This window comes from Alcanivorax hongdengensis A-11-3 (assembly GCF_000300995.1).
GTDB lineage: Bacteria > Pseudomonadota > Gammaproteobacteria > Pseudomonadales > Alcanivoracaceae > Alcanivorax > Alcanivorax hongdengensis.
The window spans coordinates 42,306-56,067 of the sequence record NZ_AMRJ01000013.1 but is presented as its reverse complement, the minus strand read 5'-3'; the positions used below and the strand labels follow the sequence as shown (position 1 = coordinate 56,067).

9 protein-coding genes are annotated in these 13,762 nt (G+C 57.1%); 5 read left to right on the top strand and 4 right to left on the bottom strand.

Annotated features, from left to right (window positions below; genetic code table 11):
- Position 1: 1 nt before the first annotated feature.
- Positions 2–1,225, bottom strand: a complete 1,224-nt coding sequence (locus A11A3_RS09625) for a type II secretion system F family protein (RefSeq protein ID WP_008929103.1) — start codon at positions 1,223–1,225, stop codon at positions 2–4.
- Between the two features lie 2 nt (positions 1,226–1,227).
- Positions 1,228–2,937 carry a type IV-A pilus assembly ATPase PilB gene (gene pilB, locus A11A3_RS09620; protein ID WP_008929102.1) on the bottom strand — a complete coding sequence of 570 codons (1,710 nt, stop codon included), beginning with the start codon at positions 2,935–2,937 and terminating at the stop codon, positions 1,228–1,230.
- Positions 2,938–3,333: 396 nt separating this feature from the next.
- On the opposite strand from pilB, the gene A11A3_RS17445 reads away from it, so the two are divergent.
- Positions 3,334–3,810: a pilin gene (locus tag A11A3_RS17445; RefSeq protein WP_040296993.1), complete on the top strand. Its 477-nt coding sequence runs from the start codon at positions 3,334–3,336 to the stop codon at positions 3,808–3,810.
- A gap of 602 nt (positions 3,811–4,412) precedes the next feature.
- On the opposite strand, the gene nadC is transcribed toward A11A3_RS17445, so the two are convergent.
- Both nadC and A11A3_RS09605 read right to left on the bottom strand, forming a co-directional pair.
- Positions 4,413–5,258, bottom strand: a complete 846-nt coding sequence (gene nadC, locus A11A3_RS09610; protein ID WP_008929100.1) for a carboxylating nicotinate-nucleotide diphosphorylase — start codon at positions 5,256–5,258, stop codon at positions 4,413–4,415.
- A gap of 111 nt (positions 5,259–5,369) precedes the next feature.
- Positions 5,370–6,710 carry an alanine/glycine:cation symporter family protein gene (locus A11A3_RS09605; RefSeq protein ID WP_008929099.1) on the bottom strand — a complete coding sequence of 447 codons (1,341 nt, stop codon included), beginning with the start codon at positions 6,708–6,710 and terminating at the stop codon, positions 5,370–5,372.
- Between the two features lie 176 nt (positions 6,711–6,886).
- Between A11A3_RS09605 and A11A3_RS09600 the strand changes: the two genes are divergently transcribed.
- The 4 genes from A11A3_RS09600 (at position 6,887) to aceE (ending at position 13,713) form a co-directional block, all read left to right on the top strand.
- Positions 6,887–9,103, top strand: coding sequence for a DUF1631 domain-containing protein (locus tag A11A3_RS09600; protein WP_008929098.1), 2,217 nt, complete (start codon positions 6,887–6,889; stop codon positions 9,101–9,103).
- A gap of 63 nt (positions 9,104–9,166) precedes the next feature.
- Positions 9,167–9,724, top strand: coding sequence for a 1,6-anhydro-N-acetylmuramyl-L-alanine amidase AmpD (ampD, locus tag A11A3_RS09595; RefSeq protein ID WP_008929097.1), 558 nt, complete (start codon positions 9,167–9,169; stop codon positions 9,722–9,724).
- Entirely contained in the window at positions 9,721–10,551 is an 831-nt protein-coding gene (locus tag A11A3_RS09590; protein WP_008929096.1) for a protein AmpE, read from the top strand. The genes ampD and A11A3_RS09590 overlap by 4 nt, the downstream gene beginning before the upstream one ends.
- A 489-nt stretch (positions 10,552–11,040) precedes the next feature.
- Positions 11,041–13,713, top strand: coding sequence for a pyruvate dehydrogenase (acetyl-transferring), homodimeric type (gene aceE, locus A11A3_RS09585; RefSeq protein ID WP_008929095.1), 2,673 nt, complete (start codon positions 11,041–11,043; stop codon positions 13,711–13,713).
- Positions 13,714–13,762 lie beyond the last annotated feature (49 nt).

The window sequence follows — 13,762 nt, the reverse complement described above, 5'->3', positions numbered from 1 at the left end:
GCTAAACGACGCTTCCCAGCTGGAAGATTGGCAGATACATGGCAACGATCAGACCGCCAATCAATACGCCAAGTACACTCATGATAAGCGGCTCCATCATACTGGTAAGGCCGTCCACGGCGTTGTCGACCTCATCTTCGTAATAGATAGCCACTTTTTCCAGCATGGCATCAAGGGCACCGGATTCTTCGCCAATGGCGGTCATCTGGAGTGCCATGGCAGGAAAAACACCCGTTGCCCGCATGGCAAATTGCAGTTGCTGACCTGTGGATACATCTTCCTTGATACGCAGAACCGCTCTGCGATAAACCACATTGCCGGTTGCACCCGCGCAAGCGTCAAGTGCTTCAACCAATGGGACGCCAGCTGCAAAAGTGGTGGCAAGAGTCCGTGCATAGCGCGCTACTGTCGCTTTAAATGTTAGATCACCCACAAGGGGTAACCTTAGCATTAGCCTGTCGAGTGTATCTCTGAATGCTTCGGAACGTCTCCTTGCTTCAGATAGTCCGACGCCTAATACAATGATGCCTGCTAATATATACAGAAAGTTGTTTTGCAGTGAGTTTGAAAGACCTATAACAAATTGTGTAAAGGCGGGGAGCTCTGCGCCAAAACCCTTGAATAGATCTTCAAATACCGGGACTACCTTGAGCAAGAGGATTGCGGTTACAATCGCCGCGACAATAATAACGGTAATTGGGTACTTTAATGCTTTCTTGATTTTTTGCTTCAGGGCTTCACTTTTCTCTTTGTACAGTGCCACTCGATCCAGCATGGTTTCCAGGGCTCCAGACTGCTCCCCTGCGTCAATCAGACTGCAATAGAGATCATCAAAATAGAGAGGATGCTTCTTGAGGGCGCCGGCAAAATTGTTACCTCCTTCCACTTCCACCTTGAGCTTTAGTACTAGGTCTTTCATGGATGGGTTGTCCAGCCCGTCAGCAACAATTTCAAAAGCCTGTACGAGGGGGACGCCGGCCTTCATCATGGTGGCCATCTGGCGAGTAAAGATGGCAATGTCCATTGGCTTGATCTTCTTCTTGCCGCCAATGTTGATCTCGCGCTTCTTTACCACCTTCTTGGCATTGATGCCCTGCTTGCGAAGTTCGGCACGAACCAGAGCCGGCCCTTTGCCGCTCACTTCCCCCTTTACCTTTACGCCGCGACGGTCTACGCCTTCGTAAACAAAGGTGGCACTTTTTTGTTGTGTTGCTGCTTTAGCCATAGTTAATGCCCGCTGGTGACACGGTTGATTTCTTCCAGACTTGTCACACCTTGCATGACTTTGACCAGGCCGGAGCGATGCAGGTCATTGAATCCCTCTTTGCGGCACTGATCAGCGATCTGGATGGAGTTACCTTCCTCCATGATGATTCGGGCGATGCCGTCAGTGATCTTGACCACTTCGTAGACCCCGACACGCCCCTTGTAGCCCCCTTTGCACTTGTCACATCCCTCAGGGCCATAGACAGTAAATCCGGTTGCCACATCTTCTTCAGTGAAGCCCATCTCAAGTAACGATTGTTTAGGGATGTCCATTTCCGTTTTGCAATGCTCACAAAGTCGCCGGGCGAGCCGCTGTGCGATAATCAAGACAACGGAGGTAGCAATATTGAAAGACGGCACCCCCATATTTCGTAGCCGGGTCAGGGTCTCCGGGGCACTGTTTGTATGGAGGGTCGAAAGCACCATATGACCGGTTTGAGCGGCTTTCACTGCAATACTGGCGGTTTCCAGGTCCCGAATCTCCCCCACCAGAATGACATCCGGATCCTGACGCAGAAAGGCGCGTAGGGCGGAGGAGAAATCCATGCCCTGCTTGGGGTTCACATTGACCTGGTTGATGCCTTCCAGGTTGATTTCCACCGGGTCTTCCGCAGTGGAGATGTTTCGCTCCGGGGTGTTGAGAATGTTGACACCGGTATAGAGTGAAACGGTTTTACCCGAGCCCGTGGGGCCGGTAACCAGAATCATGCCCTGTGGCTTGTGTAGCGCGTCCAGGTACATCTGCTTTTGAATATCTTCATAGCCCAGCGCTTCAATACCCATCTTGGCGGATTCCGGGTCAAGAATCCGTAGCACGATCTTTTCGCCAAACAGTGTAGGGCAGGTGTTAACGCGGAAATCGATGGCACGAGTTTTGGAGATTTTCAGCTTGATGCGCCCATCCTGGGGAACCCGGCGTTCGGAAATGTCCAGCCGTGCCATGACCTTTAACCGTGCGGAAAGTTTGCTGGCGATATTGACCGGCGGTTTGCTTACACTTTGTAGAATGCCATCCTGGCGAAAGCGAACCCGGTAACTCTTTTCGTAGGGCTCGAAATGAAGGTCTGACGCGCCGCCCTTGATGGCATCAAGCAGCAGCTTGTTAACGAAGCGGACAATGGGGGCGTCGTCGGCGCCGGATTTGGTTTCGTCAGTTTTGTTTTCTTCCGCGGCGCTGACGTCCAGATCGTCCAGGTCGTCGTCCAGATCATCAAAGGCACTGTCTTCAGCTTCGGATTCCTGATGTGCTATCCACTGAACCAGTTTGTCTTCCTCGACCACCACCGTTTCAATGTTCAATCCTGTGTTGAACCGTATCTCCTCCAGGGCGGACAAATTGGTGGGGTCGGAAACGGCGATGAATAGCCGGCTTCCTCGACGAAACAGGGGGAGAACATGGTGCTTGGTGATCAGCTTGGGGTCGACAATATCCTTAACCAGGCTATCTCGCTGGAAAGCATTGAGATCCAGTATCGGGTCGCCAAACTCTTCCGCTACCGCACTGGCTACGGCTTTGGCTGGCACCTTGGCCGTATTGACCAACTGAAAAACCAGGCTGGTCTTTTCCTGTCGAGCTGTCTGTAGGGCCTGCTGAGCGCCTTCCGGGGATAAAAGTCCATCCTGAACCAGGCGGCGAGGCAAGCCACTGAGAGAGGCGGTTTGGGTAGTCATGGCAACCTGCTTGTTATTGCTTAGAGTGGTCGGTTTGCCCAACACTTTATTCTTAACATACCGGTTGATGGCGGAGCTGGGAAGGCCGAATGTCGCAAAATCAGGCCGTTGTCGGGTAAAGCTGAGGCTTATTCTTGTTTGTTGATGCAATACGGGTGTCGCGAGTTGTCAGTTTTTGCTTTGCGGTCGCCCAAAAGTGTCACTGGCTGACGCTTTGTGTCACTGGTCGTGAGTGACGATAGGGTTCTATGGGGCTAAGCGTAAAGTGCCATATGCAGACCAGACGGCGGTTTGGCTGTGTTGGTAAAAAGTTGGCCCGCTCTGTGCATTAGTCAGGGCCAGAAGCTCGCCGGGGGTGGGCTCCAGCAAAATTTGCCAATGGTTTGGAGAGAAAATATGAAGAAGCAAATGCAACAGGGTTTCACCCTTATCGAACTGATGATCGTGGTTGCCATTATCGGTATTCTGGCGGCTGTTGCTATTCCTGCTTACCAAGACTACACCATTCGCTCTCAAGCGTCAGAAGGCCCGACGCTTGCTGATGGTTTGAAAACCAGCATTGCCGAATATTATTCTGATCGTGGTGCATGGCCGGCTGATAACGCTGCTTTGGGAATTACTAACACTGTAGAAGGCTCCTATGTATCGAGCATCACTTCTGCTGGCGGTGTGTTGACTGTGACCTATGGCAACAAGGCTAATGCTGCAAATCTTGCTGGTAAAATCCTGACTATTCGTCCTGCGACTTCTGCAAATGGGGACATTGCATGGGTATGTGGTTATGGAGCTGCACCGAGTAGTAGCACCACAGTTGTTGGTGCTGACGCTACTGACGTTCCCTCCAAGTATCTGCCGACTGCTTGTCGTCCGTAATGGTTAGTTAATCCTTGCGGGTTTTCCGTGAGCTAGGATTGCCATGCAAGGCCCCCTTTTAAGGGGGCCTTGTCCGTTATGGGAGAGATCCTTTTTGCAGTATTGGGTTGATTTTCTGTGTTATTGCCGACTTTCCCAGTCAGGGGGCTGGCGGATTCCGCAAGCTTGGCTCCTGTAAACGGGAGCGGGGCATTCCAGAAAGCAAGTGTTAAGCGAACATCGTAGGTAGACTGTCATGATATGGGAGTTCGCTCCAATGGCAGCCGACTGGCGGCGAAAGATGAGGTTCGCTTGCAAGCAAGCTCCTACCGCTTATTATTGGTTCATCGCGGATTAGCGGGGGAATGTACAGGGTCGAACGTCAGAGGGCTGACGCCAATCTCAACCCCGGGCAGCTTGCGCAGCACTGATATTTTGGGGGTTCCTCTTGCATGCCGCCCCTTCGCCTACAAGTCGCCTCCTGGAAACCCAGGCATTGCCAGTGGGAGCTTGCTTGCAAGCGAACAAGCCCTATTCGTTTGTAAACAAACGTCTACAGGGGGCGGCCGGTGAAGGCTCTCAGACGTTGGTCAGGCTGAATTCCCGCCATTGCCCGATGAACTTTAATGTTGCTGGATTCGTAATGACAAGTCCGTGGCATGAATATGCTTGGTCAAGGCGCCGGAGGACAGGAACCAGTCACGGTAAGTGGGTAGCATGCCGGCATTCTCAATCGTCAGGTTTCCAGACACCTCCAGTGCGGACGGCACAGTCATATCCGCGGCTTGCACCAGCATTTCGGCGCTGAAATTATCCAGCATGATCTGATCCGGCTTGAGCGCCGCGGCCTCTTGCAGTTCTTCCAGTGTTTCCACTTCCACGATGATCTTCTTGTCCGGGGCCAGGGCTCTGGCGCGTTCAATGGCGGCGGTAATACCGCCGCAGGCGGCGACATGGTTTTCCTTGATCAGGAAGGCATCATAGAGGCCGATGCGGTGATTCTCGCAGCCGCCACAGAGTACTGCGTACTTCTGGCCGGCGCGCAGGCCGGGAAGGGTTTTGCGGGTGTCCAGAATGGTCACCTTGTTGTCGATCACGGCATCCGCATAGCGGCGGGCGGTGGTGGCGGTGCCCATCAGGGTTTGCAGGAAGTTGAGGGCGGTGCGCTCGCCGGTGAGAATCTGGCGGGTATTGCCGCGCAGTGTACACAGCGTGGTATCGGCTTTTAGGCGCTGGCCATCTTCCACGTGCCATTCCAGCGCCACATTGCCCAGCTGATGGAACACTTCATTTGCCCAGGGGATGCCGCACATGACGCTGTCTTCCCGGGTGATGATAGTCGCTGTGCTGGTGCTATCCGCATCAATCAGCTGGGCGGTGATGTCGCCATCACGAATATCTTCTTCCAGGGCGAAGCGAACGTTGCGAGAGATATCATCGCCGACGTAGTCGGGCAGGGGAATGGTCATGCTGAGGTAAATCCTAAACGTGAGTTTGTTCATTGCAGGAGGCGGCTTGCAAGCGGACGAGGGCGTTCCTCGATCTCAGAGATTCGCTTGCAAGCAAGCTCCTACCAATATTCATTCCGGGCGGCGGTTGCTAAAGAATTCCCGGCTCAAGCGTATCACCACCGGCGACAGCAACAGCAGGGCTATCAGGTTGGGGATCGCCATCAGGATATTCATTATATCAGCCAGAGCCCACACAACGTTAAGGCTCACGGCGGCGCCGACAGGCACGGCCAACACCCAGAGCAGGCGGAAGGGCACGATGGCCTTTTCGCCGAACAGGTAGCTGGTGCAGCGTTCGCTGTACAGGCTCCAGCCAAGCAGGGTGGTGAAAGCGAAAATCGCCAGGCTACAGGCGACAATTATATCCCCGATGCTGCCAAAGGTACTGGAGAAGGCCAACGCGGAAAGCGGCGCGCCCTTTTCGCCACTGGTCCAGGCCCCGGATGAAACGATGGCCAGGCCGGTGATGGAGCATACCACAATGGTATCCAGAAACGTCCCCAGCATGGCGATGGAGCCCTGCCTTGCCGGGTGGTCGGTATTGGCGGAGGCGTGGGCAATGGGGGCGCTACCCAGACCGGCTTCGTTGGAAAAAATGCCACGGGCAATGCCGAAGCGGATGGCTTCCTTGACCACCGCGCCGGCAAAACCGCCGGCGGCGGCCGTACCGTTGAAGGCACCATCAAAGCAAAGCGCCAGGGCGTTGGGGAGTTCGCTGGCATGGTTGATCAGCACGGTCAGACCGGCCAACAGATAGGCCAGGGCCATGAAGGGCACCAGTATCGTGGCCACATGGGCGATACGTTTGACGCCGCCCAGTACCACCAGGGCAACCAGTACGGCCAGTGTCAGGCCGGTGATCCAGGTGGGAATGCCAAAGCTGCTGGAAAGCCCGTCGGCCACGGAATTGGCCTGGACTGTGTTGCCAATGCCGAAGCCGGCAAACATGCCGAAAAAGGCGAAGGCGGCAGCCATCCAGCGCCAGTTGTGCCCCAGGCCGTTACGAATATAGTACATGGGGCCGCCCACATACTGGCCGCGGCTATCCGTCTCGCGGAATTTGACCGCCAGTACCGCTTCCGAATATTTGGTGGCCATACCCACCAGGGCAATCAGCCACATCCAGACCAGTGCACCGGGGCCGCCGGCATGAATGGCCGTGGCCACGCCGACAATGTTGCCGGTGCCAATGGTGGCTGACAGTGAGGTGGCCAGGGCGGCGCCGGCGCCGATGGTGCCTTCACCACGCTTGGGGCCGAACATCTGGCGAAAGCCGAAACCCAGCTGCCGCAGGGGCAAAAATCCCAGGGCCAGGGTCAAGTAGATGCCGGTCCCGGCGATGAGGACCAGCGCCGGCCATCCCCACAGGAGACCGCTAATCTGTTTGAGTATGGTTACAGCGTGCTCCATGGGTATCGCCTATTGCCAGTAAAACCAATAGGCTAGAAGAAATTGCCCGGTAGGGAAAGCGCGGGGTTACTGGTAAGGATGTACCTATAAGGTAGTATCTGCCAACTGGTTCAAAATTCTTATATGGCCAGTATGTTAGCTTAATAATTAATCAGTATTTGGTGTCAGGTGACTCTATGACCAAGGTTACGCGCTTGCAGTCTGTGCCCGGCAAAACCGGTGTTGCCGCTTTGCCGCGCCCCCTCGAAAAAGTGCGTGACCGTTACCTGAATCTGGCAGCGGGCTATCTGTCCGACATGCTTGATGGCGCCGATGACACCCTTTATGACTTGGCGGAAAAAGAATCCGACAGCGAGCGTGAGCGCTACTTTGATGCCATGCGCGAGCTGCGTATCCAGCGAGCCGGCCTGGAAACCGGTTTCCGGCAGTCATTGAGCAACCTGTTCCAGAAACTGGCGCATTCCCCTGAAAAAGGCGAAAGCCTGGAAGACACCAAGGTCGACCTGGACAGCCTCTCACTGGTCAATGAGGAAGAGCTGGAAACCTCGGTGGCACTGGACAATATGGCCCGGCGTGCCCGCAATGGCTGCGATGAACAGCTGGGGGTTTTCCATCACCGACTGGAGTATCTCTTCGAGGGCAAGCGCAGCTTTAGCCAGCGCGATAATCCTCTGGAGCCCCGTCAGCTGGTGGAGTGCTTTAACAGCTGTCTGGAAAAGCTGTCTCTGGATATCAAGGCCCGCTTGATCGTGCTCAAACTTTTCGAGCGTCAGGTCATGGCGGAAACCGGCTATTTCGCCTCTGAAGCCAACAAGGTGCTGATTGATGCCGGCGTGCTGCCGGAAATGAAATCCGCACCGATTGCTCCGGCCCGCAAGGCCGGAGGCCGTACTCTGGCAGCGTCTTCCGAGTCGGCTTCAGGGGGCGGCGGCCCCAGCAATGACCAGATGTTCGGCCTGCTGCAGGAGTTGCTGGTCACCATGCGTGGCATGCAGGTGGGTGGTGGCCACGGTAGTGCCGGAGGCGCCGCGGGGCCGGTCTCACCCATGGCGGTGATGCAGGATGGTGTGCCTTACATGAATGGTGCCCCGGTGGCCAATGCGGCCAGTGTGCACCAGGTCAGCTCCGATGACCTGCTGGGTGTGCTCAATCGGCTACAGCGGGTTGAGCGCAGCCTGGACCAGGGCGACGATGAAGATCGGGATCTGAAAAACCACCTGTCCGACATGCTCGACAGCGAGCATGGTGAGGCCATTCACGCCCTCGATCAGGCCGATGACGATGTCATCAATCTGGTCTCCATGCTGTTCGATTTCATTCTGGATGACGAGGGGCTGCCCTCGGAAATCAAGGCCCTGATAGGGCGCTTGCAGATTCCCCTGCTCAAGGTGGCCATCAGTGACAAAAGCTTCTTCAGTAATGACAACCATGAGGCCCGTCAGCTGCTGAACATGCTGGCCCGTGCCGGCAACCAGTGGGACCCGCAGCAGGGCATCCAGGATGAGCTCTATCAGCGCATCAACCAGGCGGTGCATCAGATTATTGATGACTATGAAGATGATGCCAGCCTGTTTGCGCGCCTGCTCGGCGAGTTTCAGGACTATTTTGATAGCCAGAAAGTCCGCTCCGAACGGGTGGAGCAGCGAGTCCGTGAGGCCGAAGAGGGCAAGGCCCGGGCCGAGCAGGCCCGTGAGTCCGTCACCGTATTGCTGGATCAGCGTATGGCCGGCCGTTCCCTGCCGGACGTGGTGGTACGTCTGCTGCGTCAGGGCTGGCAGCAGGTGCTGTATCTCACCTGGTTGAGGGAAGGGGAAGACAGCCCGCAGTGGCAGCAGCAGGTCAAGGTGGTGGATGCGGTGGTCTGGAGTGTGCTTGAGCACCGGGAGCAGACCGCGCTGGAAAAACTCAAGGTGTTGAGCCCGAAGTTGCTAAAAACCCTGCACGCCGGCCTGACCCGAATCAACTACGACAGCGCGGAAACCAACCAGCTGCTAAGTCGCCTCAAGGAAGTGCACACCCAACTGCTCAAGGGGCTGCAGACCGAGCGTGTTGCCGTCAAGGCGGAGCAACCCGAGGCGCCGGCACCGGTGGACCCGGCACTGTCGCAGGATCATTTCCTGGTCCGCAAGGTCAGCCAGCTTTCACCGGGCCAGTGGATCGAGATTGGCGAAGGCGAAGACGCCGTGCGCGCCAAGCTGGCCGCCAACATCCGCTCCGGGACCAAGCTGGTCTTTACCAACCGCCGTGGTATCAAGGTGCAGGAATATACCGGCTATGATCTGGCCGTTGCCCTGCATAAGGGGGCTGTTAAACTCATTGAGGAAGGGGCGCTGTTCGACCGGGCCCTGGAAGCCGTGATCGGTGATTTGCGCCGCAGGCAGGGAGTGGCTTAGCAGCCTGCTAGCTCCTGTCTGTCTGCTTCGGCGCGACAGTAGCAGGAGCCGTGGGTGCTAAGCATGACCAGACATCGGGTGGACCAGGCACAATGGTGCCCATCCCCCAACTACAATGAGCGCCCGGACCCCACCGATATTTCCCTGCTGGTGATTCACAATATCAGCCTGCCACCGGGCCAGTTTGGCGGCCCCTACATCGAAGACCTGTTTCTCAACCGCCTGTCGGCGGATGCCCACCCCTATTTTCGTGACATCCACCAGCTCACCGTCTCGTCCCATTTTCTGGTGCGCCGGGACGGCTCTCTGCTGCAGTTCGTTGACTGTGACCAGCGTGCCTGGCATGCGGGGGTGTCGGAATTCGCAGGGCGCGAAAACTGTAACGATTTTTCCCTGGGGATCGAGCTGGAAGGCGCCGATGATATCCCCTATGAGCCGCCGCAATATGGCACCCTGGTGGCGCTGACGGCATTGCTGCAGGCCCGGTATCCTGCCATTACCGATAGGCGCATTACCGGCCATCAAGATATCGCCCCGGGCCGCAAGACCGACCCGGGACCGGCGTTTGACTGGACTGAATACCGACGGCGGTTGGCGGCTTTCAAGGAGGAAAGAACATGAAGATTCTGCTGTTGCTGGTGGTGCTGGGCCTGCGTCGTCTGGATATCCACTGGCCCGCCTGGCTAATGGACGAACAGCGCCATGACCGCTGGTTACAGGCCTGGGCTGCCCGTTTTGGCCAGGGTATGTTGCTGTGGTGGCTGGCCGTTGTGCTGCCGTCAGTGCTACTGACCCTGTTGTTCGCCTATGGTGACAGCATCGGCTTCCTGCTGTTGCTGCTGGTGCCGGCTGGCATCCTGCTGCTGTGGTTACTGGGCGCCCAGAGTGAATTCCGTTATGTGGATGAGCTGTTGGTGCGCGGCCATATGAATGACAGTCAAGGCTTTGCCGATCTGGCAGCTGATGAATTCGGAATCAGTGGCTCCACGCAGACGCCCGATTATTTTCCCGCGCTTACCGCCCGCATTCTTGAACGTGAAATGCGCCTGTTCGCGGCCATCTTCTGGCTGATGACCCTGGGTTTTGGGGCCCTGACTTTTTATCTGCTTAATCGGGTCTGGCTGAACCGTCAGGAACAGAGCGATAGTCGCTTGCGGGATCTGCAAGCTATTCTCGACGGGATACCCCGACAGTTGCTGGTGCTCTGCATGGCCCTGGCCGGCAATTTTTCTGCGGTCATGTCGCGCATGAACGGACACTGGTGGCGACAGGATAAGGCCGCGCCGCCGCTGGATCAGATCGTGCTGGTGGCCCTGGATGATGCTCCCGGAAAAGCGCCTGTCTCGCTGCCGGAAGGGATGGAACAACTGGAAGCCCTGCAGGGCTTGCTGCTGCGCTGCATGGCGATATGGTTGATTCTGGCCGCGCTCTGGGTGGTGTTGGTCTGATTGGGTCTCTGAAAATCCGGTTTTGCTCTGCGACAGGTAGTGTAGCTCCCCTCTCCCCTTGTGGGAGAGGGGCTGGGGGTGAGGGGATGACGCAACTCAATGCGGTAGTCTTGCCTCTCACCCTCTCCCTGTCCCTCTCCCATCAAGGGAGAGGGGACCATTCCGGAAAAGTGGGAGGCTTGAGTTTTTCAGAGGTTCCCTAGGCCCTTGGTCGCATAGGCGGCACATCGGGAATTTTCTATTCTGTGGTAACGCCAATGGCAACGCTGCAGGAGGCTGTGATCGTTTTCGTCACCTGTCAGGTTTGCTTGTAAAAGCCGCGCCGCTAGTATGAGGCATAGAGGTTATGGCTCTCCGCGGGGCGCCATGATCACAGTCGGTGCCTGTCGACTGTAACCACGGTTATCGCTCAGTTACCCCTGAGCCTGGTCTGTCGGCCCGTAGTGATCCTGCGTGCCGGTTCGGCAACGCGAGTAAGGACGCAAGCCCATGCAAAAACGCAGTTTTTTTGATGATATCGATCCGTCCGAAACACGGGAATGGCTGGAAGCTCTGGAATCGGTGGTAGAGCGCGAAGGCCCGGAGCGGGCCGCCTGGCTGCTGGATATCATTACCAACGAAGCCCAGGAACAGGGCGTCTATCGAACTCACCTGAACACCCCGTATCTCAATACCATTTCCGCCCAGGACGAAGCGTCCATTCCCGGTGACATGTTCATGGAGCGACGCATTCGCTCCCTGGTACGCTGGAATGCCCTTGCCACGGTAATGCGGGCCAACATGAACAACGATGACGAGCTGGGTGGGCACATTGCCTCCTTTGCGTCATCGGCCACACTGTACGATGTGGGCTTCAACCATTTCTTCCGGGCCCCCAGCGACAAGAACGAAGGGGACCTGGTGTTCTTCCAGGGCCATTCTGCCCCGGGGGTGTATGCCCGCGCCTACCTGGAAGGACGCATTTCCGAGCAACAGCTGGATAACTTCCGCCGTGAAGTGGACGGCCAGGGCTTGTCGTCTTACCCCCATCCCTGGCTGATGCCGGACTTCTGGCAGTTTCCCACCGTGTCCATGGGGCTGGGGCCGATCCAGGCCATTTATCAGGCCCATATCATGAAGTACCTGCAGAACCGGGAACTGATTCCCCGGGACGATCGCAAGGTTTGGGCTTTCCTGGGCGACGGCGAAATGGACGAGCCGGAATCCCTGGGCGCGCTGGCCCTGGCCGGCCGCGAAAAACTGGATAACCTGGTGTTCGTGGTTAACTGTAACCTGCAGCGGCTGGATGGCCCGGTGCGCGGCAACGGCAAGATCATTCAGGAACTGGAAGGCGTGTTCCGCGGTGCCGGCTGGAATGTCATCAAGGTGGTCTGGGGTCGACTATGGGACCCGCTGCTGGAAAAGGACAGCCAGGGCCTGTTGCGCCGGCGCATGGAAGAATGCGTGGATGGCGAATACCAAGCCTACAAGAAAAATGGTGGCGCCTACACCCGCGAACACTTTTTCGGCGAATACCCGGAGCTTAAAAAACTGGTCGAGCACATGTCCGACGAGGACGTTTACCGGCTCAACCGCGGTGGCCACGACCCCTTCAAGGTCTATGCCGCCTACCACGCGGCCACCCATCATACCGGTCAGCCCACCGTGATTCTGGCCAAGACCGTCAAGGGTTACGCTACCGGGGCCGGGGAGGCGGTCAACAAGACTCACCAGATGAAAAAACTGGATCTGGACAGTCTCAAGGAATTCCGCGACCGCTTCGACATGCCGTTCACCGATGAACAGCTCAAGGACGTGCCCTATTACCGCCCGGCGGACAATTCCGCCGAGCTGCGCTACATGAAGGAGCAGCGTGACAAGCTGGGTGGCTATATGCCGGTACGCCGCCAGCAGGCCAGCCAGGCGCTGACCCTGCCCGGGCTGGATATCTTTTCCAGCTTTCTGGAAGGCAGTGGCGACCGGGAAATTTCCACCACCATGGCCTTTGTGCGCATGATGAGCGCGCTGATCAAGGACAAGCAGATTGGTGATCGCGTGGTGCCCATCGTGCCCGATGAGGCGCGCACGTTCGGCATGGAAGGCCTGTTCCGGCAGCTGGGCATCTACTCCTCCGGCGGCCAGAAATACGAGCCGGAAGATGCCGGGCAGGTGATGTTCTACCGGGAAGACAAGAAAGGCCGGATTCTTGAGGAAGGCATCAACGAAGCCGGTGCCATGTCCGGCTGGCTGGCTGCCGCCACCAGCTACAGCGTGCACAACTTCACGCTGATTCCCTTCTACATCTACTACTCCATGTTCGGCTTCCAGCGGGTTGGCGATCTGGCCTGGGCCGCCGGCGACAGCCAGGCGCGCGGCTTCCTGCTGGGGGCGACCGCCGGGCGCACCACGCTCAATGGTGAGGGCCTGCAGCACCAGGATGGTCACAGCCATGTGCTATCCAGCACGGTGCCCAACTGTGTCAGCTATGACCCGACCTACTCCTACGAGCTGGCGGTAATCCTGCACGATGGCCTCAAACGCATGTACGAAGACAATGAAAAGGTCTTCTATTACCTGACGCTGATGAACGAGAACTATGTGCATGGCGCCATGCCGGAAGGGGCGGAAGAGGGCATCCGCCGAGGCATGTACCTGTTGCGCGAGGGCAAGGCAAAAACCAAAAAGGCGCCACGGGTTCAGCTGCTCGGTGCCGGTACCATTCTGCGTGAAGTGGAAGCAGCCGCAGAGCTGCTGCGTGACGATTTCGGCGTGGCCGCCGATGTCTGGAGCGTTACCAGTTTCAATGAGCTGCGCCGCGAGGGTATCCGCATGGATCGTGACGAAATGCTGCACCCGGAACAGGAGCGCGAGCAGAACTGGGTGGAAAAATGCCTGGATGGCCGTGATGGGCCGGTGATTGCCTCCACCGATTACATGCGCACCTATGCCGACCAGATTCGTCCCTGGATCAAGGCCCCTTACTCGGTGCTGGGCACCGACGGTTTCGGCCGCAGCGACTCTCGCCAGAAGCTACGTCATTTCTTTGAAGTGGACCGTTATTTTGTGGCCCTGGCGGCACTCAATGCCCTGCGCAAGGCGGGCAAGGTGGACGCCTCGGTGATCAAGGAGGCCATCGAGAAATACGGGATTGATACGGATAAACCCTATCCGGTCACGCATTAAAAACAGCCCTCTCCCTGTCCCTCTCCCGCAAGCAAGAGAGGGAACCTTT